The sequence below is a fragment of the Aeromonas sp. 25-AL00135 genome, assembly GCF_054052385.1.
Genome location: NZ_JBSTYQ010000017.1, coordinates 24,762 through 44,775, shown reverse-complemented (window position 1 = coordinate 44,775; position 20,014 = coordinate 24,762). Strand labels below are relative to the sequence as shown.

Below are 20,014 nucleotides of genomic sequence, written 5' to 3'. Positions count from 1 at the left end.
GACTAGATCCGCATCGGCATCACCACGTACTGAGCATCCTGATGTTCAAAATCCTCAATAATGGCACTGCTGATGGAATCGCTCAGGCTAATCCGAATTTGGTCACATTTTAACGTATTCAGCACGTCCAGCACATAAGAGACGTTAAAGCCGATCTCCATCTCGCCAGCGGCATATTGTACGTCAAGCAGCTCTTCGGCTTCTTCCTGTTCCGGGTTGTTGGCGGTGATGCGCAGCAGGTTTTCCTGCAGATTGAGACGCACCCCACGGAATTTCTCGTTGGAGAGGATGGCGGCGCGGGCAAACGCCTGACGCAGATCCTCACGGCCGGCGATCAGGGCCTTGTCGCTGTTGCGCGGAATGACGCGGCGCCAGTCCGGGAAGCGGCCATCCACCAACTTGGAGGTGAAGATGAAGCCGTCCAGCGCAGCCCGCAGGTTGCTGCGACCGATCTGCAGACGTACCGGCTTGTCTTCCGCTTCCAGCAGACGCACCAGCTCCAATACCCCTTTGCGCGGCAGGATAACCTGATGATCGGGCAGCGATTCCCCTACTACCTCACGGCGGCAGGTGGCCAGACGGTGACCGTCGGTCGCCACGGTGCGCAGACCGTGACCTTCGCTCTCGAACAGCATGCCGTTCAGGTAGTAACGCACATCCTGGCTGGCCATGGAGAACTGGGTCGCATCGATCAGCTTCTTCAGCTCCAGCTGGCTGATATCGAACTCGAGCACGGATTCCCAATCCTCGATGTTCGGATACTCGGTCGCCGGCAGGGTCGAGAGGTTGAAGCGGGAGCGACCGGACCGGATGATCAGGCGCTCGCCTTCGGTATTGAGACGGATCTCGGCGCCTTCCGGCAGACCACGGCAGATATCCAGCAGCTTGCGCGCCGGTACTGTGGTGCGGCCATCTTCGCTGGCCCCGTTCAGATAGACCTGACCGATCATCTCTACTTCGAGATCGGTACCGGTCAGTGACAACAGACCGTTGCTGACATCAAGCAGCACGTTGCCGAGGATCGGCAGGGTCGGTCGGCCGCCGAGGGCGCCGGACACCAGTTGCAGAGGACGTAACAGGGCCTCACGGCTAATTTCGAGCTGCATCTGTGCTCTCCGTTATGATTAGGAGGAAAAGATTCGGATCAGGTTGGAATATTCGCGCTGCATCTGTCCACTCGATTCCGTTATCAGGAAGAAAGGGTACGGATCAGGTTGGAATAGTCCTCCTTGATGTCGTGACTCTCCTCCTTCAGCTGCTCGATCTTGCGGCAGGCATGAAGAACGGTAGTGTGGTCACGGCCACCAAAGGCATCACCTATCTCCGGCAAACTGTGGTTGGTCAGCTCCTTGGCCAGTGCCATCGCCAGCTGGCGCGGACGGGCAACGGAGCGGGAACGACGCTTGGAGAGCAGATCCGCCAGCTTGATCTTGTAGTACTCCGCCACCGTCTTCTGGATATTGTCGATGGTGACCAGCTTCTCCTGCAGTGCCAACAGGTCGCGCAGCGCTTCGCGCACGAAATCGATGTTGATGGCACGGCCGGTGAAGTTGGCGTTGGCGATCACCCGGTTGAGGGCGCCTTCCAGTTCACGGACGTTGGATCGCAGACGTTTGGCAATGAAGAAGGCCACTTCGTCCGGCAGATGGATCTGGTTCTCGTCTGCCTTGCGCATCAGGATCGCGACGCGGGTCTCCAGCTCCGGCGGTTCGATCGCCACGGTCAGGCCCCAGCCGAAGCGGGACTTGAGGCGATCCTCGACACCGTTGATCTCCTTCGGATAGCGATCCGAGGTCAGGATGATCTGCTGGTTACCTTCCAGCAAGGCATTGAAGGTATGGAAGAACTCCTCCTGGGAGCGCTCCTTGTTGGCGAAAAACTGGATGTCATCGATGAGCAGGGCATCGACGCTGCGGTAGTAACGCTTGAACTCTTCAATGGCGTTGTTTTGCAGCGCTTTCACCATGTCCTGAACAAACCGCTCGGAGTGCATATAGATGACTTTGGCATCTTTTTTACTCTCCTTGATGGCATTGCCAACGGCGTGCAGCAGGTGGGTTTTACCCAGGCCGGTGCCGCCATAGAGGAACAGCGGGTTGTAAGCACCACCCGGATTGTCCGCTACCTGACGGGCAGCCGCACGCGCCAACTGGTTGGACTTACCCTCGACGAAATTCTCGAAGGTATAGTTCACGTTGGTGTTGCTCTTGTGGTTCGGCTCGGGCTTGGCTTCAGCCTTGCTTTCCCAGCTCTTCTGCAAGTTATTCACAGGCGCGGCACCCTGTACCGGCGCTCTGGCGACAGCAACAGGATGGGGACGATTGCCTATATCAAAACGCAGGGCGGGGCCGTCGACCCCGCAGAGTTCGTTGATGATGCCGTTAACCCGGATGAGATACTTGTCTCGTACCCAGTCCAGAACAAAGCGATTCGGTGCATACAGGGTCAGAGTATTGTCACTCAACTCCGCTTGAAGCGGCCGGATCCACATGCTGAATTCTGCCGAGGGCAACTCATCTTGCAGCCGGTTAAGGCACTGCTGCCATAGCGAAGCAGTCACTCTAAACTCCTGTCGATTGATTAACTAAAGACCGGCTATTCTACGTTTTTAGCCGCCGGATCTCCAGCCATCGCCCGGTGGATCCAGCAAATAAGATCCTTGACTTTCAAGGATCCAGCGCCTTTGGATCGGATTTCATCCCCAAAGTTACCCACAGCTTGATCCACTGCTGCAACTGGCGGATCTCGTGCTGCACTCCTGTTATTTCATATAACCAAATGTCATTTATTTTTTAAATTTTATTCCAATAACATCAGCGCCAAAGCAGTTATTACAACTACAAATACAAGACATTGAGAGAGAGAAACCCCATGAAAACTTCCATCAAGCTTATTTCCGGCGCAGCCATCCTGTTAGCTACCCTGTCCGGTCAGGCCATCGCCCAGGAGACCATCAAGGTCGGCATGTCTGGCAAATATTTCCCGTTCACCTTCGTCAAACAGGACAAGCTGCAAGGCTTTGAAGTGGATATGTGGAACCAGATCGGCGAGCGTACCGGCTACAAGGTCGAATTCGTGACCGCCAGCTTCTCCGGCCTGTTCGGCATGCTGGAAACCGGCCGCATCGATACCATCTCCAACCAGATCACCATCACCGACGAGCGCAAGGCGAAGTACGACTTCTCCCAGCCTTACGTCTATGACGGCGCCCAGATTGTGGTACGCAAGGGCAACAGCACCATCCACGGCATCAAGGATCTGGAAGGCAAGAAGGTGGCCGTGAACCTGGGTTCCAACTTCGAAGAGCTGCTGCGCAAGAATGACCCGAACAAGAAGATCGATATCCGCACCTATGACTCCGCCTTCGAGCAGGATGTCGCCCTGGGTCGCATCGACGCCTTCGTGATGGACCGCGTCTCCACCGCACAGCTGATCAAGGAGTCCAAGCTGCCGCTGCAACAGGCTGGCGCACCGTTCGAGACTATCGAGAACGCCCTGCCCTTCCTGAAGACCCCGGAGAAACAGGCGCTGCTGAAGAAGGTCGACGAGGCCCTGACCGCCATGCGCAAGGATGGCTCCCTGCGTCAGATCTCCGAGAAATGGTTCGCTTCCGACATCACCGACAAATAAATGATGGAATTTGACCTCGAATACACGCTGGGGCTGTTTCCCATCCTGCTCAAATACCTGGGCACCACGATGGAGATGGCCCTGTGGGGATTCGTGCTGGCACTCGTACTCTCGCTGGCCCTGGCGATAGTACGGGTGTTTCGCATCCCTGCGATTCACTGGCTGGCGATGCTCTATATCTCGTTCTTTCGGGGTACACCGCTACTCGTTCAGCTGTTCCTGCTCTACTACGGACTGCCGCAACTGTTCCCGATCTTCGTGGGAATGGATGCCTTTACTGCCGCCATCGTCGGTCTGACCCTGCACTTCGCCGCCTATATGGCCGAGTCGATCCGCGCAGCTATCCTCGGCATTCACAAAAGCCAGATGGAAGCGGCGCTCAGTATCGGCATGAGCCGTTATCAGGCGATGCAGCGGATCATCCTGCCGCAGGCGGCCCGTATCGCCACTCCGTCGCTGATGAACTACTTCATCGACATGATCAAGAGCACCTCGCTGGCCTTCACCCTGGGGGTGGCCGAGATCATGGGCAAGGCGCAGATGGAAGCCTCCTCCTCCTTCAAGTTCTTCGAGAGCTTTATGGCGGTGGCGCTGATCTACTGGGTGGTGGTGATCTTCTTTACCCGCTTGCAGCATCTGCTGGAAGTCCGTCTCAACCGTGCCTATTAAAGGAGGGCGTTCATGATCAAGCTAACCGGCCTCTCCAAGGCATATCACGGCAATCAGGTGCTCAACGGTATCGATCTGGAGGTAAAAAAGGGGGAAATTGTCGTCATCATCGGCCCCTCCGGCACCGGCAAGTCTACTCTGTTGCGCTGCCTGAACCTGCTGGAGACCCCGGATGCGGGCACCCTGGCCATCGACGATCTCGAGCTGAATCTGGCCAAGGCCAGCGAACAGCAGGCGATCGAGCTGCGCAAACGGGCCTCCTTCGTGTTCCAGAACTACGCCCTTTTTGCCAACAAAACAGCGCTCGACAACATCGCCGAAGGGCTGATCACCGTCTGGAAGCAGCCAAAAGCGGAGGCCCGCGCCACAGCGCTCGGCATCCTCAAGGACATTGGCCTCGCCGACAAGCAGGATGCCTATCCGGCCTCCCTCTCCGGCGGCCAGCAGCAACGGGTCGGCATTGGCCGCGCCATGGCGGCCCACTCCAAGGTGATCCTGTTTGACGAGCCCACCTCGGCCCTCGATCCCGAGTGGGTCGACGAGGTTTTGGGACTGATGAAAGAGTTGGCCCGCCAGCACCAGACCATGGTGGTGGTGACTCATGAGATTGAATTTGCTCGTGATGTTGCCGATCGGGTGATCTTCATGGAAGGGGGGCGGATCGTCGAGCAGGGCCCGCCGGATCAGATATTGGTCGATCCCAAGGATCCCCGTACCCGGGAGTTCTTGCGGAAAGTCCTTAAATAGCTCTCTCTTTGGCGGCCTGGCCGCCTTTTTTATTGAGGGATCCCTTGTTTAACCCCGGGTTGCCAGTATAATCCGGAGCCCTTGATCCTCTGGATCCTCACGCTCGGCAGTGGCCTTTTCAAGACCATGGCAGGATGAGAGGGAACGGCGGATTGACTAAAAGCCGAACTCTGTTTAGAATTCGGCCTCTTTTGCTAGTCGTCACACGCTATAGCTGGCGCGTCGGCTAAGTGTGACAATCAAAACTGTACAGAAATACGGAATCGAATCATGAAACGTACTTTTCAACCGTCCAACCTGAAGCGCAAGCGCTCTCACGGTTTCCGCGCCCGCATGGCAACTGCCAACGGTCGTAAAGTTCTGGCCGCTCGTCGTGCCAAGGGTCGTGCCCGTCTGGTAGTTTAATGCCTACCCAGCACACCTTCTCTCGGGAGTTACGTCTGTTAACTCCCGAACACTTCAAACGCGTTTTCGCCGAGCCTGTCCGGGCTGCTTCCCCGCAAATTACGCTTCTCGCCTGCCCCAATTCACTCGAACACTCTCGTCTTGGTCTCGCTGTGCCCAAAAAAGCACTCAAGCGTGCCGTCTGGCGTAACCGTGTCAAACGGGTGGTCCGGGAAAGTTTCCGCCTCAAACAACATCAGCTGCCCGCTATCGACATCGTGGTGATCGCCAAAGCCGGTGTGAAAGAGATGGATAACGAGGAACTGTTCAAGTTACTGGAAAAGCTATGGCGCACTCTGTCACGCCGTTGCAATGGGTAGCTATCAAACTGATACGCCTGTATCAGCTAATCATTAGCCCTCTGCTCGGGCCGCGCTGCCGTTTTACTCCAACTTGTTCCCAATTTGCGATAGAAGCCATCCGACTTCACGGTTTCATAAAAGGCGTTTGGTTAGCTAGCAAACGTCTATTAAAATGCCATCCCTTATCCGAGGGTGGTTATGACCCGGTTCCGCAACCAAAGCGAAGAAACTGAAGACTATGGAATCACAACGCAATCTACTCCTGATCGGTTTGCTGTTCGTGAGCTTTCTGCTCTGGCAACAGTGGGAGTCTGACAAGGCTCCGAAGCCGGCCCCGACTACCGTGGCCCAAACCGAACATTTCGTACCTGAAGCCGGTCAGACCGGTGATATTCCTCAGGTTTCCGAGCAAGCCAACGCGACTGCCGCACGCAAGCTGATCACCGTCTCCTCTGACGTGCTCAAGCTGACCCTGGATACCCAGGGTGGTGACGTCGTGTCTGCCGAACTGCTGTCTCACAAACTGGAAGAGGGCAAGGACCAACCGTTCGTGCTGCTGACCAGCAAGCCTGAGCACCTCTATATCGCCCAGAGCGGTCTGGTGGGTCGCAACGGTCCGGACAGTCAGGCCGAAGGTCGTCCTACCTATGAAGCCGCCCAGACCAGCTATCAGCTGGCCGATGGTCAGGATCAAGTCGTCGTTCCGATGACCTGGACCGACAGCAAGGGCGTGGTCTTCACCAAGGAGTTCATCCTCAAGCGTGGCGACTATGCCGTTGGCGTTGATTACAAGATCGACAACAAATCTGCCGAGCCGGTTCAGGTGCAGTTCTATGGTCAGCTGAAGCAGACCGTAGCAACGCCGAAGGATCAGGAAGGTCATGCCATGGTAGCCAGCGCTTACCGTGGTGGTGCCTTCTCCACTGAAGATACCCGCTACAAGAAGTACACCTTCGACGAGATGAAGGATGCCGACCTGAACAAGACCACCAAGGGTGGTTGGGTCGCCATGCTGCAACACTACTTCGTCTCTGCCTGGGCACCAAATGCCGACGATACCAACAGCTTCTACAGCCGTGTGATCCCGGGTAAAGGCCAGGCCATCATCGGTTACAAGGCGCCGCTGGTTGACGTGGCTGCCGGCCAACAGGCTGAAGTGACCAGCAAGCTGTGGGTCGGTCCCAAGCTGCAAGACCAGATGGCCAAGGTGGCTAACCACCTCGACCTGACTGTCGACTACGGCTGGCTGTGGTTCATCGCCCAACCGCTGCACTGGCTGCTGACCGTATTCCACGGTTTCGTCCAGAACTGGGGTCTGGCCATCATCATGCTGACCCTGCTGGTGCGCGGCATCATGTTCCCGCTGACCAAGGCCCAGTACACCTCCATGGCCAAGATGCGCATGCTGCAACCCAAGATTGCGGCTCTGCGTGAGCGCTTCGGCGATGACCGCCAGAAGATGTCTCAGGGCATGATGGAGCTGTACAAGAAGGAGAAGGTCAACCCGCTGGGTGGCTGCCTGCCGATCCTGGTTCAGATGCCGATCTTCATCGCCCTTTACTGGGCACTGATGGAGTCTGTTGAGCTGCGCCACGCGCCGTTCGCCCTGTGGATCACCGACCTGTCAGTGAAGGACCCCTTCTTCGTGCTGCCAATCCTCATGGGTGCCTCCATGTGGTATCTGCAGAAGATGAGCCCGACCACCGTAACCGATCCGATGCAGCAGAAAGTGATGCAGTTCATGCCGATCATCTTCACTTTCATGTTCCTCTGGTTCCCGGCTGGCCTGACTCTCTACTGGCTGGTGAGCAACGTCATCTCCATCATCCAGCAGACCATCATCTATCGTCAGCTGGAGAAGAAAGGACTGCATTCACGCAGCTAATCTTCCCGTGATGACAAAAGAGGCGGCCTTCGGGCCGCCTTTTTTATTACAATGTCTCCCACTACGTTTTCCTATCAGCGAACAAACGAGCCAAGCAAGATGACAACAGATACGATCGTGGCCCAGGCCACCGCGCCAGGCCGTGGTGGCGTCGGCATAGTCCGGGTCTCCGGCCCCGCCGCCGAACAGGTCGCCGGGATAGTGCTCGGCAAGCTCCCGCGGGTGCGCTACGCCGAATATCTGCCGTTCAAGGATGAGCAAGGCCAGGTACTGGATCAGGGCATCGCCCTGCTGTTCAAAGCTCCCAACAGCTTCACCGGCGAGGATGTGCTGGAGCTGCAGGGCCACGGCGGCCCCGTCATCATGGACATGCTGATCCGCCGCATTCTGAAAATCGATGGCATCCGCCCTGCCCGCCCCGGCGAGTTCAGCGAGCGCGCCTTCATCAACGACAAGCTGGATCTGGCCCAGGCCGAAGCCATCGCCGATCTGATCGAAGCATCCAGCGAGCAGGCCGCCCGCAGCGCCATGCACTCCCTGCAGGGGCAGTTCTCCAGCAAAATTCAGCAACTGGTGGAGAGCCTGATCCGGCTGCGCATCTATGTGGAAGCGGCCATCGACTTCCCGGACGAGGAGATCGACTTCCTCTCCGATGGCAAGGTGGCGGGCGACCTCTACGCCATCATGTCCGAACTGGACGACGTGCGCGGGGAAGCCAAACAGGGCGCCCTGCTGCGGGAAGGGATGAAGGTGGTGATAGCCGGTCGTCCCAACGCCGGCAAATCGAGCCTGCTCAACGCCCTCGCAGGCCGTGAGTCGGCCATCGTCACCGAGATTGCCGGTACCACCCGCGACGTGCTGCGCGAGCACATCCATCTTGATGGCATGCCGCTGCACATCATCGACACTGCCGGTCTGCGCGACACCCAGGACAAGGTGGAGCAGATCGGTATCGAACGCGCCTGGGCCGAGATCGAACAGGCCGACCGGGTGCTGTTTATGGTGGATGGCACAACCACAGACGCGGTTGACCCGCGGGAGATCTGGCCGGAATTTGTTGATCGGTTGCCAAAAAACATCGGTCTCACCGTCATTCGCAACAAGGCCGACCTGACAGGCGAGGATCTGGCTCCGAGTCAGGAGCTGGGCCACGCCGTCTACCGCATCTCCGCCAAGACCGAGCTGGGACTGCCTGCCCTGCGCGAGCACCTGAAAGCCTGCATGGGCTTCCAGGGCAACACCGAAGGGGGCTTTATGGCCCGTCGCCGCCATCTGGATGCGCTGGAGCGTGCTGCCGAGCGGCTGCTGGTGGCCAAAGAGCAGCTGGAAGTGTTCGTGGCCGGCGAGCTGGTGGCCGAAGAGTTGCGCCTGGCGCAAGAGTCCCTCTCCGAGATCACCGGCGAATTCAGCTCCGACGATCTGCTGGGCCGCATCTTCTCCAGCTTCTGCATCGGCAAGTAACGCCTCACGACAGACAATAAAAAGCCCGGGTTCATCCCGGGCTTTTTATTGTGCGTTTTTTGTCCACAAACCTAGAGGCGACGCAGGCACCACATGAAGTAAGCGCCCCCTAACAAGGTGGATACCAGCCCGACCGGCACCTCCTGCGGGAAGAGGATCTGCTGACCGACCCAGTCAGCCGATACCATCAACAGGGCGCCGGAAGCGGCGGCCCCAAGCAGGTGCCAGCGTGCCCGCACCAACCCCATCAGCTTGGCCATATGTGGCGCCAACAGGCCGACGAAGGAGAGCGGCCCCACCACCAGGGTAGCGCTGGCAGTGAGCACGGCCACCAGCAGCAGGATGGCGAGCTGGGCACGGTTGAGGCGAATACCGAGAGCAGTGGCTACCGCCGCCCCCATCGGTAGCAGATCGAGCCAGCGGCTCACCAGCAGGCAGGCGGCCAGCATCAACAGCGCCAGCCCCACCAGCCCATAGGCCACCGGCAGGGTGACGTAGTAGGTGGAGCCGGACATCCAGGAGAGCAGTTGCTGCACCCGCATGTCGCCGTTGGCCAGCGCGATGGCCTGCAGCGGCTCAAACAACGCTGTGATGGCGATACCTGAAAGCAGGATCCGCTCCGGCTGGAAGCCGTGCTTGCGATTGACCAGCACCAGCAGCAAGAGACAAGCGAAGGCCCCGAGCAGGCCACCGACCAGCATCAGCGGCAGGGGCAATGCAGGCAGCAACAGCGCCGTAGCTATCACCCCCATAAAGGTGCCGCCGCTCACCCCCAGCAGCTCCGGGCTCGCCATAGGATTGTTGCTGACCCGCTGCAACAGGGTGCCCGCCAGTGCCAGCAGCACACCAGCCGCCCCCGCCGCCAGAGTGCGCGGCAACCGCCACTCCAGTTGAGCCTGCCAGCGGAGCCAGCTCGGCCAGCTCCAGCCCGTCATTCCCTGTCCAACCAGCAGGGAGGCGACCATGGCCAGTAACAGCCCGACCAGCAACAGGCCGATAAGGCGAGCCGGTGCCGGATGGCGGGCCACCAGCAGGCCAGCGTTTGCCTTCGGCGTACCCGACTTGATGCCAAGGCGCGGGATCAACCAGAGCAGCAGCGGCGCCCCCAGCAGGGCTGTCATGGCGCCGGTGGGGATCAATACCGGCCAGAAGCGGCTCAGGCTCTGCAGCAGCAGATCGGTCGCCGCCAGCAGCAAGGCACCCAGTATGGGAGCCCACAACAACCGCTGGCCGAGCTGGCGGATCCCGAGCAGCCGCACCATAGCGGGTGCGGCCAGCCCGATAAAGCCGATCAGCCCCACCACGCTCACCACGCAAGCGGTGACAAACACCGCCAGCCCCAGTCCGGCAAAACGCAGATGCTGCAGGGAGACCCCCAGACTGCGGGCGCTGGCATCATCCAGCTCCAGCACCGCCAGCGGGCGCACCAGTACTGCGGCCAGCAAAGCGGCTGCCAGCAGGCGGGGCAACAGGTAACTCACCCCGCTCCAGCTGTTCTGCACTAGCGAGCCACTGCCCCACACCAGCAAGCCTTTCAGCTCCTCCTGAAAGAACAGCAAGAGCCCCATGCTGATGGCCGCCAGATAGAGGTTGATCACCAGTCCGGCAAAGACGATGACCACCGGATTGAGCTGGCGACGCCAGGCCAGGGCAAACACCAGTCCCATCGCAAGGCTGCCACCGGCCATGGCGATCCACTCCCGCCCCAGCAACAGCCAGGAAGGGGCAAACAGGGTCACCATCATCAACGCCAGTTGGGCGCCGGAGGCTACCCCCAAGGTGGTCGGTGATGCGAGCGGGTTGCGCAGCACCTGCTGCATCAGGGTACCCGCCAGCCCGAGCGCCGCCCCGGCCAGCAGGGTGACCGCCAAGCGGGGCAGACAGCTGAAATGCACCACCGCTTGGCTGACATCAGCCAGATTGGGGGCAAAGAGGCTCTGCCACCAGAGCGCAGCGGGCAGCTGGCGAGCCAGCTCCCAATACGCGAGCAAGAGGGTCAATCCCAGCAGGATCGAGACCGGCCGCAGCAGCGGCGATGTGAGCAGTCGCTTCATCGGCCAGCCTCCATACGCTCGGCATCTTGCAACAATGCATCGCTGAGCAGACCGGCGAAACGGCGGGCGGCCAATACGCCACCAAAACTCCAGACCGCAGGCAGATGCAACACGGGGGCTTGGCGTACCAGCGGCAGATGCTGCCACAGCCCAGGCTCCTGCAGCCGTTCGCTCACCCCTACCGGGATGGGATCGACCACCACCAACCGCGCGGTTGGCAAGGTCATAAACTGCTCGATGCTGACCACCGAGAAACCCCAGTCATTGGTCTGCTCCTGCCAGCCATTACGCAGCCCGAGCCGCGTCATCACCGCATCGAACAGGCTGTGGCGACCAAACACCCGCACATGACGCTCATCGATAAACTGCACCACCAGCAGGGGCGGCAGATCCGCAGGCAATCCGGCCTGCATGCTGGCGAGATCCCGATCCAGCCCGGCCAGCAGCCGTTCGCCCTCGGCGGTTTTGCCCACCATACGGGCGAGAGTCAGGGTCACCTCGTGCAGTCTCTGCCACAGATCGGTTTGCCCATCATAGAGGGCGATGGTGCTCACCGGCGCGATGCGGGAAAGAGTTGGCGCCAGCGGGGCCGCCAGCGGCGAGATGAGGATGCGCTCGGGTTTGAGTTCCGCCAGCAGCTCACGGTTGGGCTGGGTGCGCAGGCCGATATCTACCACTCCGGCGGGCAGCCGTGGCTCGCCGACCCAGGCCTGATAGGGACCAGCATCCCCCACCGCCAGCGGTGTCACCCCGAGTGCCAGCAGGGTTTCGGCAATGGTCCAGTCGACGGTGGCGATACGGGGTAGCGGCGCAGAAGATATCGGGGATGTATCGGCCTGCGCCGCAAGTGGCAGCAGCAGGCTAATAAGGCAGGGTGCCATCTTCTTCAATAAACGGTTCAAGAGAGCCCCCCGGTCAGACGATGGCGATGGGATGAGCATGGGCCGGGTGGCGAATGACCTCCATCGGGATGCCATAGATAGCGTGCAGGGTCTCGCTGGTCATGATCCCCTCAGGTTCGCCGTGGGTAAGCAGGCGGCCGGAGTGGAGCGCCACCAGCCGATCACAGAAGCGGGAGGCCATATTGATGTCATGAATGACGATGATGACCCCAAGGTTGAGCTGACGGCTCAACTGCTTGACGAGCGTCAGCACCTCCACCTGATGGGCCACGTCCAGCGCGGCCAGCGGCTCGTCTAGCAGGATAAAGCGGCTCTCCTGGGCCAGTAGCATCGCCAGCCAGACCCGCCCCCGCTCACCGCCGGAGAGGGTATCCACCAGCCGATCGGCAAAGCGTTCGGTATGGGTAAGGGCGATGGCCCGATCGACCTGACGGTGATCCTCCGCCCCCATCCGGCCCAGCAGGCCACGCCAGGGGTAGCGGCCCATCTCCACCAGCTCCCGCCCGAGCAGATTCTCGGCGCTCGGCAGATGCTGGGGCAGATAGGCCACCTGACGGGCAAACTCCCGATTGCCCCAGTCGGGCAGCGGCTTGCCATCAAACAGGATCTCGCCGTCGCTGAGAGGTTGCTGGCGTGCCAGCAGCTTGAGCAGGGTCGATTTACCCGACCCATTGTGGCCGATGAGGCCATAGACCTGTCCCTGCTCGAAACGCAGGTCTGTGGGGTGCAGCAGCGTGCGGTCATTGACCGTGAAGCTGGCTGATTTCATCTCGAACATAAGCAATTCCTGTGCAGGCTTGCCGCCAGTCTCATCGGTGCCGGCATCAAGCTGGCACCTCGCAATCCAGATGGGCGATCGCATCGCGGCTCACTTCGGCGCGGCGCGCCCCGGTCAGCTCAGTGAGCTGGCCCTGGCGCATCTCCAGCAGGCGATCGGCCAGCGGGAAGTAGTGATCGTCGTGGCTGATGGCAATCACCGTCTTGCCCATCTCCTTGAGGCGCGGCAACAGCACCTGATAGAAGATGCGGCGGAACTGGGGATCCTGATCCGCAGCCCACTCGTCAAACAGCATCACCTCGCGCTGCTCGGCCAGCGCCAGCAGCAGGGCGACCCGCTTGCGCTGCCCTTGGGAGAGATCGATATCGGCTATAAAGCCATCCTCGATGGTGAGCTTGCTGCCCATCTGCAACCGCTCCAGCCACTCGGCCACCAGCTCATCCTTGGGTTCCGGCCCCAGCAGGTGCTGGAACAGGTGATAGTCGGTAAAGATGGCGGAGAAGAGCGCCAGATAGCCATTGCGATCTGTGACCGGCTCACCATCCAGCAGGATCCGGCCCGATACCGGCTGGTAAAGGCCGGTCAACAGCATGGCCAGGGTCGACTTGCCGGAGCCATTGCCACCGATGATGAAGATCTGCTCCCCCTTTTCGATGACCAGATCGATGGGGCCAACGGCAAAACCGCCCTCCCCCTGATAGTGAAAACTCACCTGCTCCAACTCGATACGCTGCCAGGGACGGATGGCGGGCGGCAGCGGGAAGTCCGCATCCGGCTCGGCCAGATTGAGGGCGGCGATCTTGTCGAACGCCACCTGAGCGGCAAGCAGGGTCGGCAGGGCGCCAATCCCCTGCAACAGCGGGGTGCGCAGGAACAGCAGGGTCAGGGCGAAGGTGGCGGCTACATTGGTGTTGGCCCAGCCAAGGCCGTTGGCCAGAAAGAAGACCAGACCGATGGCCCCCAGCATCATGATATTCGACCAGTTCACCGCGCTCAGGTGATAGGTGTCGGCGCGGATGATCTGCTGGCGGTAGTCACGGGCATTCTGCTCATAGAGCTGGTGGTAAACGAAGTGAGCCCGCTCGCGGTTGAGCGCCAGCTCCTTGCTGCCCGCAATGATGGCCTGATAGTTCTGATAGAGCCGATCTTCGGCCTGACGCATGTGGGAGAGATGGCGATAAACACAGTTCACCAGCAACCAGCCCACCACCATAGTGACGGTGACCCAGAGCGCAGTAACCCCGAGCAATGCAGGAGAGAGCCAGCCAAGGTAAAGGGCAGAACCCAGCGTGAGCACCAGCCCCTGCACCAGCTCCGGCAGGCGCACGAAGGCGATGGTGATTTGGCCGATATCGCTGGAGAGGGAGGCCATCAGCGGCCCCTGACCAATCTGGCGGATGCGGGCGACATCGGTATCCAGCAACTGCTTGAGAAGGCGTCCACGCAACCGGTAGACAAAATGGTGACCGAGAGTGGTCAGGGCCAGCTGAGATCCGAGTGTGATCACCAGCAGCAGCACAATGAGGCCGACCAGCTGACCGAGGATCGGCAGCGGATCACCTATAGATTCGATAAGAGACTGATTGATAAAAGCAATGACGCCAATCCCGCTGACGGCACTGAGCAGACTGAGCAGGGTAATGGCGATAAAGGGCCAACGATATTGGCGATAAACCAGAGACAAGAGTTCCATAACGGACCGGTATTCCAGAGAGATCAGAACAACTGCGGGTGAAAAGAAGGGCGGGAACCCGGTTCCCACCCGACTTCGATTACCAGCGGTAGTTGATGCTGCCCACTACGCTGCGCGGCTCGCCGTAGTAGCAGTAGTAGTCACAACTGGCCACGTAGGTTTCACCCAGCAGGTTGTTGACGTTGAGCTGGGCACGCCAGTTCTTGGCAAAGTCATACCCGATCATCGCATCCCAGACGGTATGGGCCGGCACCTCGGCAGAGCCGTAGATGGGGGTATAATCCGCATTCACGGCGCCAATACCCACGCTGGAACCGATATAACGCACACCGGTCCCCAGCTCCAGACCCGAAGCCACCCCTTGCTGCACCTTGTAGTTACCCCAGAAGGAGGCCTGGTGGCGCGGGATCAGGCTGGCACGGCGATCGCCACTGCCGGTGTCGTTAGTTTTGGCATCGGTGTAGGTATAAGCAGCGGTCAGACGCAGTGCATCGGTCACCTGCACGCTCCCTTCCAGCTCAACCCCCTGAGAGGTCACTTCACCCGCCTGGGTCTGCTGGCCGGAACCGGTAGAGACCAGCGAGTTGGTCTGGGCCAAATCGAACAGCGCCAGATTGATGTAACCGTCGAGGAAGGCAGGCGCATATTTGACGCCTGCTTCATACAATTTTCCCTCACGGGATTTATATGAAGTTTTGGTATTCGGATCGATCCCGGGCAACATCAAGAACGACTCAGAATAAACAAGATATGGCGAGATGCCGTTGTCGGCCAGATACATCAAGCTGCCGGAAAGGGATAGCGCATGATCGTACTGCTTTTCATCTCTATCATATGTTTTGCTGATGTTATGGGTCTCGACATAGTCAAAGCGACCACCTCCTGTCAGCAACCAGCGATCGTCCCAACGGATCTGATGCTGGGCATAGATCCCCTCTTGAGCCATGGTTGTTTTTTGGTAAGTGGCCGTTGACTCATCAAATCCAGGGAAGCCGCTGTAATCCGGATTCTGGGTATCTATGGTTCCCATCCATGAATCCGCTTCCATCCCCTTGTTGACATGACGCTGCAGATCCACCCCAAGCAGCAGGGTCTGCTCGGTGCTGTCTGTGTTCCAGTAGCCCACCATCTGATTATCCATAGTGGCACTCTTGGTATTGCCATCCCGATAGATCATGCCACGGCCACGAACCGGCATATTTTCATCGGGTGTCGCGGGCCAGGCAGCCCAAGGATAGATATAGGTCTGGCGCAGCAGCAGATCGTTATAGTTGAACCGAACCTTCTGCTTGAACTCCCAGCTCTGGTTGAGTTGGTGGGCCAACTCATAACCGGTGGAAATCTGGGTGTTGCGGTTGCGATCGTAATCCGGTTGGCTCAGGTTGGTGGAGGGATCAATCTGGCCACCTGACGTATTCAGGGTGCCATAGACCGGGAAGAAGCCGTTGGTCGGGACCCCTTCGTCGTGCAGGAAACTGGCCAGCAGGGTCAGGCTGGTACGATCCGAAAGATCGAAGGTGACGCTCGGCGCCAGATAAACCCGATCGTTGTAGGTGCCGGTGAGCACCCCATCACGCTCTTTATAGAGAGCAACCATGCGGTAGCGGCTGCTGTCGGAGAGCGCGTCAGAGACATCCACCCCGACCTGACGATGATCCCGGCTGCCAAGCTGCAGATCCACCAGCCCTTGCGGCGTGGTGGTCGGTCGCTTGCTAATGGCATTGATCACCCCGCCCGGAGGCGCTACGCCATAGAGCATTGAAGCGGGCCCCTTCAGCACTTCCAGACTATCCAGGCCGAACGGTTCCGGCGTCCAAAGATAGTAACCAGAGCCAAACAGGATGCTTCCATCGAGATAGGAAGCAGCATCGAAGCCACGCACCTTGAACCAGTCGGTGTTGTTGTCGGAACCATAGAGGCCGGTCAACACGCCGGAACGGTAGCGAAGCGCCTCATCCAGCTGCAACACGGCGTGCTGATCCAGCTCCTCGCGATTAACCACGGAAACGGCGCGAGGGGTCTCGGCCATCGGTACTTCCACCTTCATGGCCGTACCGGTCACCACCATGGTTTCGCTGGCTTTGGGCAGCTCAGCAGTGGTTTGTTCGGCCATCAGCGGCAGGGATACGAGCAAACCGGAGAGCGAAAGCACGCCGAAGGCGCCCTTCTTGCCGGGTCCTGTAGTGTATTTTTGCGCAATCATATTAAAGTCTCGTTTATCAATGAGTTATGTTGTTTTAATTGTTATTTGTGGTCGTTTGTCACGACATCACCCTGTTCCATGGGCGAATAAAGCAGCGCAATCCTACTACAGGAGCCGTGATCGAATCGATTCAATAATTGCTAATCATTTGCATCTACATTGTTATCTAGCTGCATCGTTGGCAGGATTTCGCGGGGGATGGGCGTCATCAGGAGAGCTATTAGCGGAGAAGAAAATGGAGAGGAATATAAAGAAGCAGAAAAAAGATCGGCAGGATGGATCCGGTGGCATTATCTGACTGGATCCATTATCCCCAAGCTTTATCCATATTTATCCACACCCTTTGGCGGTAGAATCCGGCTTTCCGTTTCTTTGTCTGAAATCAGGATCCATTCCATGGCCAAACTCAATCTCGTCGTCGGCTCCATGCTGGGCGCCGCCGAATATGTCGCAGACCACGTCGCCAACCTGCTGGAACAGGCTGGCCACCAGACCCGGATCCACAACCCGGCCAAGCTGGCAGAGGTGCTGGATGATGCGGGATCCATCCTGCTGGTGGTCACTTCCACCCATGGTGCCGGGGATGTGCCCGACAACCTGCAACCCTTCGCCAAGGATCTTGCCGAGCAGCATCCGGATCTTAATTCATTGAAATATGGCGTGATCGCCCTTGGTGACAGCAGTTATGACACCTTTTGCCAGGGTGGCAAGACGCTGGATCGGCTGCTGGCCGAGTGCGGAGCCAGCCGGATTGGCGAGCGACTCGACATCGATGTGACCCAACACGAGATCCCCGAAGATGCCGCAGAAGTGTGGATCCGCGACTGGATGACGATGATCGCCTGATCAGCGTGCGGGAGATCCTGAAAAAAAGCTTGATCTCCCCACTTATCCCCAGATCGACTATCCACCATGTTATTAACAGATTGATCCGGGGGAGTTGTTCTACAAGGTTACCCACAACGCCCAGGGGTAATGTGCATAACTACGGTGTAAAGCTCTGCAAAACCTATAGTTATCCATGTATTAGATCCAGACCGACAGACCTCTGTGTATAAAAGTCCTGGTTATCCCCTCGTTCACCGGGCCAGGATCCAAGCTTTTCCACAAGCTAGGATCGTCCTTAAATTAATGATCTTTATGATCAAAAAGTGCTTATCAACAGAAAGGGCGGATCCTAATAAGAGATCCAGTAAAAGATCGATCTAAAGATCCTTAAGATCTAATTAGTGGATCCTCCCTTCATACTGAACGTTAAGTAGACGTTCCCCTCAGGACGCGAAACAGATAGAATGTTCCGCCCTTTAGCCCAGGCAAATAAAGATCTTCAGGCGTGCAGATCAAGGTGATCCCAATGCAATACCATGAACAATTTGATGTGATCGTCGTCGGTGGCGGTCATGCCGGAACCGAAGCGGCAACAGCGGCAGCCCGTATGGGCATGAACACCCTGTTACTGACCCACAATATCGATACGCTAGGACACATGTCCTGTAATCCGGCGATCGGCGGGATCGGCAAGGGACACCTGGTCAGGGAAGTTGACGCACTCGGCGGGATCATGGCGCGTGCCATCGATCTTGGCGGGATCCAGTTCCGCACCCTCAACTCCTCCAAGGGCCCGGCAGTGCGAGCCACTCGTGCCCAGGCGGATCGTCTGCTCTACAAGGCTGTCGTTCGCCAGATGCTGGAGAACTACCCGAACCTGAAGATCTTCCAGCAGGCTTGTGACGATCTGATCATGGACGGGGATCGTGTTGCCGGTGTGGTCACCCAGAGCGGGATCCGCATCAGCGGCAAGACAGTGGTGCTGACGGTTGGTACCTTCCTGAACGGGTTGATCCACATCGGGATGGAAAACTACAAGGGCGGCCGTGCCGGGGATCCTCCCTCGATCGCCCTGGCCCAACGCCTGCGTGAACTGCCGCTGCGCATCGATCGCCTCAAGACCGGCACGCCGCCGCGCATCGATGCCCGCAGCGTCGATTTCTCCGTCATGCAGGAACAGCACGGCGACGATCCGCGTCCGGTCTTCTCGTTTATCGGCAATGCCAGTCAGCATCCCCGTCAGGTGCCCTGCTACGTCACCCACACCAACGAGCGTACCCACGAGGTGATCCGCAATAACCTGGATCGCAGCCCCATGTACGCCGGGGTGATCGAGGGGATCGGCCCACGCTACTGCCCGTCGATCGAAGACAAGATCACCCGTTTCGCCGACAAGACTGCGCACCAGATCTTCGTCGAACCGGAAGGCCTGACCACCCACGAACTCTATCCGAACGGGATATCCACCAGCCTGCCGTTTGACGTGCAGGTGCAGATCGTCCGTTCTGTGCGCGGCTTCGAGAACGCCCACATCACCCGCCCCGGCTATGCCATCGAATATGATTTCTTCGATCCGCGGGATCTCAAGGCCAACATGGAGAGCAAGTGTATTCCAAACCTGTTCTTCGCCGGCCAGATCAACGGCACGACCGGTTACGAAGAGGCAGCGGCACAAGGCCTGATGGCCGGTTTGAACGCGGCCTTGCGTGCCCAGGACAAGGATCCCTGGAACCCGCGTCGGGATCAGGCCTACATGGGCGTGATGATGGATGATCTCTCCACCCTGGGGACCCGCGAGCCTTACCGCATGTTCACCAGCCGCGCCGAATATCGCCTGCTGCTGCGTGAAGACAACGCCGATATCCGCCTGACTGCCATCGGTCGCGAACTGGGTCTGGTGGATGACGATCGCTGGAGCAAATTCAACGCCAAGATGGAACAGGTCGAGCTGGAGCGTCAGCGCATGCGTTCAACCTGGATCCACCCGCAACATCCGTCACTGGAAGCGGTCAACGCCCTGGTCAACACCCCGCTGACCCGCGAACAGAGTCTGGAAGAGCTGTTGCGTCGTCCCGAGGTGACCTATGATGCGCTGATGGCCATCGAAGGTGTCGGTCCTTCCGTGACCGATCCTGCCGCGGCCGAACAGGTTGAGATCCAGATCAAATATGCCGGTTACATCGAACGTCAGCACGATGAAGTGGAAAAGCAGCTGCGCAACGAAAACACTCTGCTGCCGCTGGATCTGGACTATCGCGAGGTGAACGGCCTCTCCAACGAGGTGAAAGCCAAGCTGAACGATGCCAAACCGCAGACCATTGGTCAGGCTTCCCGCATCTCCGGCATCACCCCGGCGGCCATCTCCATCCTGCTGGTTCACCTGAAAAAACACGGCCTGCTGCGTAAAACCGCCTGAGG

Annotated in this window: 17 protein-coding genes; 10 read left to right on the top strand and 7 right to left on the bottom strand. The window is 58.8% G+C overall.

Annotation, left to right across the window (positions count from 1 at the left end; all coding sequences use genetic code 11):
- Positions 1 to 2: 2 nt before the first annotated feature.
- Both dnaN and dnaA read right to left on the bottom strand, forming a co-directional pair.
- On the bottom strand, positions 3 to 1,106 hold the full coding sequence (gene dnaN, locus ACW5XC_RS15975; protein ID WP_005339306.1) for a DNA polymerase III subunit beta: 1,104 nt from the start codon (positions 1,104 to 1,106) through the stop codon (positions 3 to 5).
- An 83-nt stretch (positions 1,107 to 1,189) separates the two neighbouring features.
- Complete coding sequence (dnaA, locus tag ACW5XC_RS15970; protein ID WP_005339307.1) at positions 1,190 to 2,560, bottom strand: chromosomal replication initiator protein DnaA; 1,371 nt, start codon at positions 2,558 to 2,560, stop codon at positions 1,190 to 1,192.
- A gap of 311 nt (positions 2,561 to 2,871) precedes the next feature.
- Between dnaA and ACW5XC_RS15965 the strand changes: the two genes are divergently transcribed.
- From ACW5XC_RS15965 to mnmE, 8 genes are all read left to right on the top strand, one after another.
- Positions 2,872 to 3,630, top strand: a complete 759-nt coding sequence (locus ACW5XC_RS15965) for an amino acid ABC transporter substrate-binding protein (protein ID WP_005339308.1) — start codon at positions 2,872 to 2,874, stop codon at positions 3,628 to 3,630.
- The gene (locus ACW5XC_RS15960) at positions 3,631 to 4,299 is read left to right on the top strand and encodes an amino acid ABC transporter permease (RefSeq protein WP_085942985.1); all 669 of its coding nucleotides are present in this window, start codon (positions 3,631 to 3,633) and stop codon (positions 4,297 to 4,299) included.
- Between the two features lie 12 nt (positions 4,300 to 4,311).
- On the top strand, positions 4,312 to 5,046 hold the full coding sequence (locus ACW5XC_RS15955; protein ID WP_005339311.1) for an amino acid ABC transporter ATP-binding protein: 735 nt from the start codon (positions 4,312 to 4,314) through the stop codon (positions 5,044 to 5,046).
- 270 nt (positions 5,047 to 5,316) lie between these two features.
- A complete protein-coding gene (gene rpmH, locus ACW5XC_RS15950; RefSeq protein WP_005307156.1) occupies positions 5,317 to 5,451 on the top strand; it encodes a 50S ribosomal protein L34 in 135 nt (44 codons plus the stop codon).
- Complete coding sequence (gene rnpA / locus ACW5XC_RS15945; RefSeq protein WP_005339313.1) at positions 5,451 to 5,810, top strand: ribonuclease P protein component; 360 nt, start codon at positions 5,451 to 5,453, stop codon at positions 5,808 to 5,810. Before rpmH ends, rnpA begins: the two co-directional genes overlap by 1 nt.
- Positions 5,777 to 6,025: a membrane protein insertion efficiency factor YidD gene (yidD, locus tag ACW5XC_RS15940; RefSeq protein WP_010672280.1), complete on the top strand. Its 249-nt coding sequence runs from the start codon at positions 5,777 to 5,779 to the stop codon at positions 6,023 to 6,025. Before rnpA ends, yidD begins: the two co-directional genes overlap by 34 nt.
- Before the next feature lie 5 nt (positions 6,026 to 6,030).
- Positions 6,031 to 7,677, top strand: a complete 1,647-nt coding sequence (yidC, locus tag ACW5XC_RS15935; RefSeq protein ID WP_005355794.1) for a membrane protein insertase YidC — start codon at positions 6,031 to 6,033, stop codon at positions 7,675 to 7,677.
- A gap of 99 nt (positions 7,678 to 7,776) precedes the next feature.
- Positions 7,777 to 9,138, top strand: coding sequence for a tRNA uridine-5-carboxymethylaminomethyl(34) synthesis GTPase MnmE (gene mnmE / locus ACW5XC_RS15930; protein WP_042054350.1), 1,362 nt, complete (start codon positions 7,777 to 7,779; stop codon positions 9,136 to 9,138).
- 71 nt (positions 9,139 to 9,209) lie between these two features.
- Here mnmE and fhuB read toward each other — a convergent pair whose 3' ends face one another.
- The 5 genes from fhuB to ACW5XC_RS15905 all read right to left on the bottom strand — a co-directional run bounded on the left by fhuB (position 9,210) and on the right by ACW5XC_RS15905 (position 16,768).
- A complete protein-coding gene (gene fhuB, locus ACW5XC_RS15925) occupies positions 9,210 to 11,192 on the bottom strand; it encodes a Fe(3+)-hydroxamate ABC transporter permease FhuB (protein WP_042054348.1) in 1,983 nt (660 codons plus the stop codon).
- The gene (locus ACW5XC_RS15920) at positions 11,189 to 12,073 is read right to left on the bottom strand and encodes an ABC transporter substrate-binding protein (RefSeq protein ID WP_042054346.1); all 885 of its coding nucleotides are present in this window, start codon (positions 12,071 to 12,073) and stop codon (positions 11,189 to 11,191) included. The genes fhuB and ACW5XC_RS15920 overlap by 4 nt, the downstream gene beginning before the upstream one ends.
- A 34-nt stretch (positions 12,074 to 12,107) precedes the next feature.
- Positions 12,108 to 12,872 carry an ATP-binding cassette domain-containing protein gene (locus ACW5XC_RS15915; RefSeq protein ID WP_021230438.1) on the bottom strand — a complete coding sequence of 255 codons (765 nt, stop codon included), beginning with the start codon at positions 12,870 to 12,872 and terminating at the stop codon, positions 12,108 to 12,110.
- Positions 12,873 to 12,918: 46 nt separating this feature from the next.
- Positions 12,919 to 14,565, bottom strand: coding sequence for a multidrug ABC transporter permease/ATP-binding protein (locus ACW5XC_RS15910; protein WP_042054344.1), 1,647 nt, complete (start codon positions 14,563 to 14,565; stop codon positions 12,919 to 12,921).
- A 79-nt stretch (positions 14,566 to 14,644) separates the two neighbouring features.
- Positions 14,645 to 16,768 carry a TonB-dependent siderophore receptor gene (locus tag ACW5XC_RS15905; protein ID WP_042054343.1) on the bottom strand — a complete coding sequence of 708 codons (2,124 nt, stop codon included), beginning with the start codon at positions 16,766 to 16,768 and terminating at the stop codon, positions 14,645 to 14,647.
- A gap of 396 nt (positions 16,769 to 17,164) precedes the next feature.
- On the opposite strand from ACW5XC_RS15905, the gene mioC reads away from it, so the two are divergent.
- Positions 17,165 to 17,614 carry an FMN-binding protein MioC gene (gene mioC, locus ACW5XC_RS15900; RefSeq protein ID WP_033138545.1) on the top strand — a complete coding sequence of 150 codons (450 nt, stop codon included), beginning with the start codon at positions 17,165 to 17,167 and terminating at the stop codon, positions 17,612 to 17,614.
- Positions 17,615 to 18,122: 508 nt separating this feature from the next.
- Positions 18,123 to 20,012: a tRNA uridine-5-carboxymethylaminomethyl(34) synthesis enzyme MnmG gene (gene mnmG, locus ACW5XC_RS15895; protein ID WP_005339326.1), complete on the top strand. Its 1,890-nt coding sequence runs from the start codon at positions 18,123 to 18,125 to the stop codon at positions 20,010 to 20,012.
- Positions 20,013 to 20,014 lie beyond the last annotated feature (2 nt).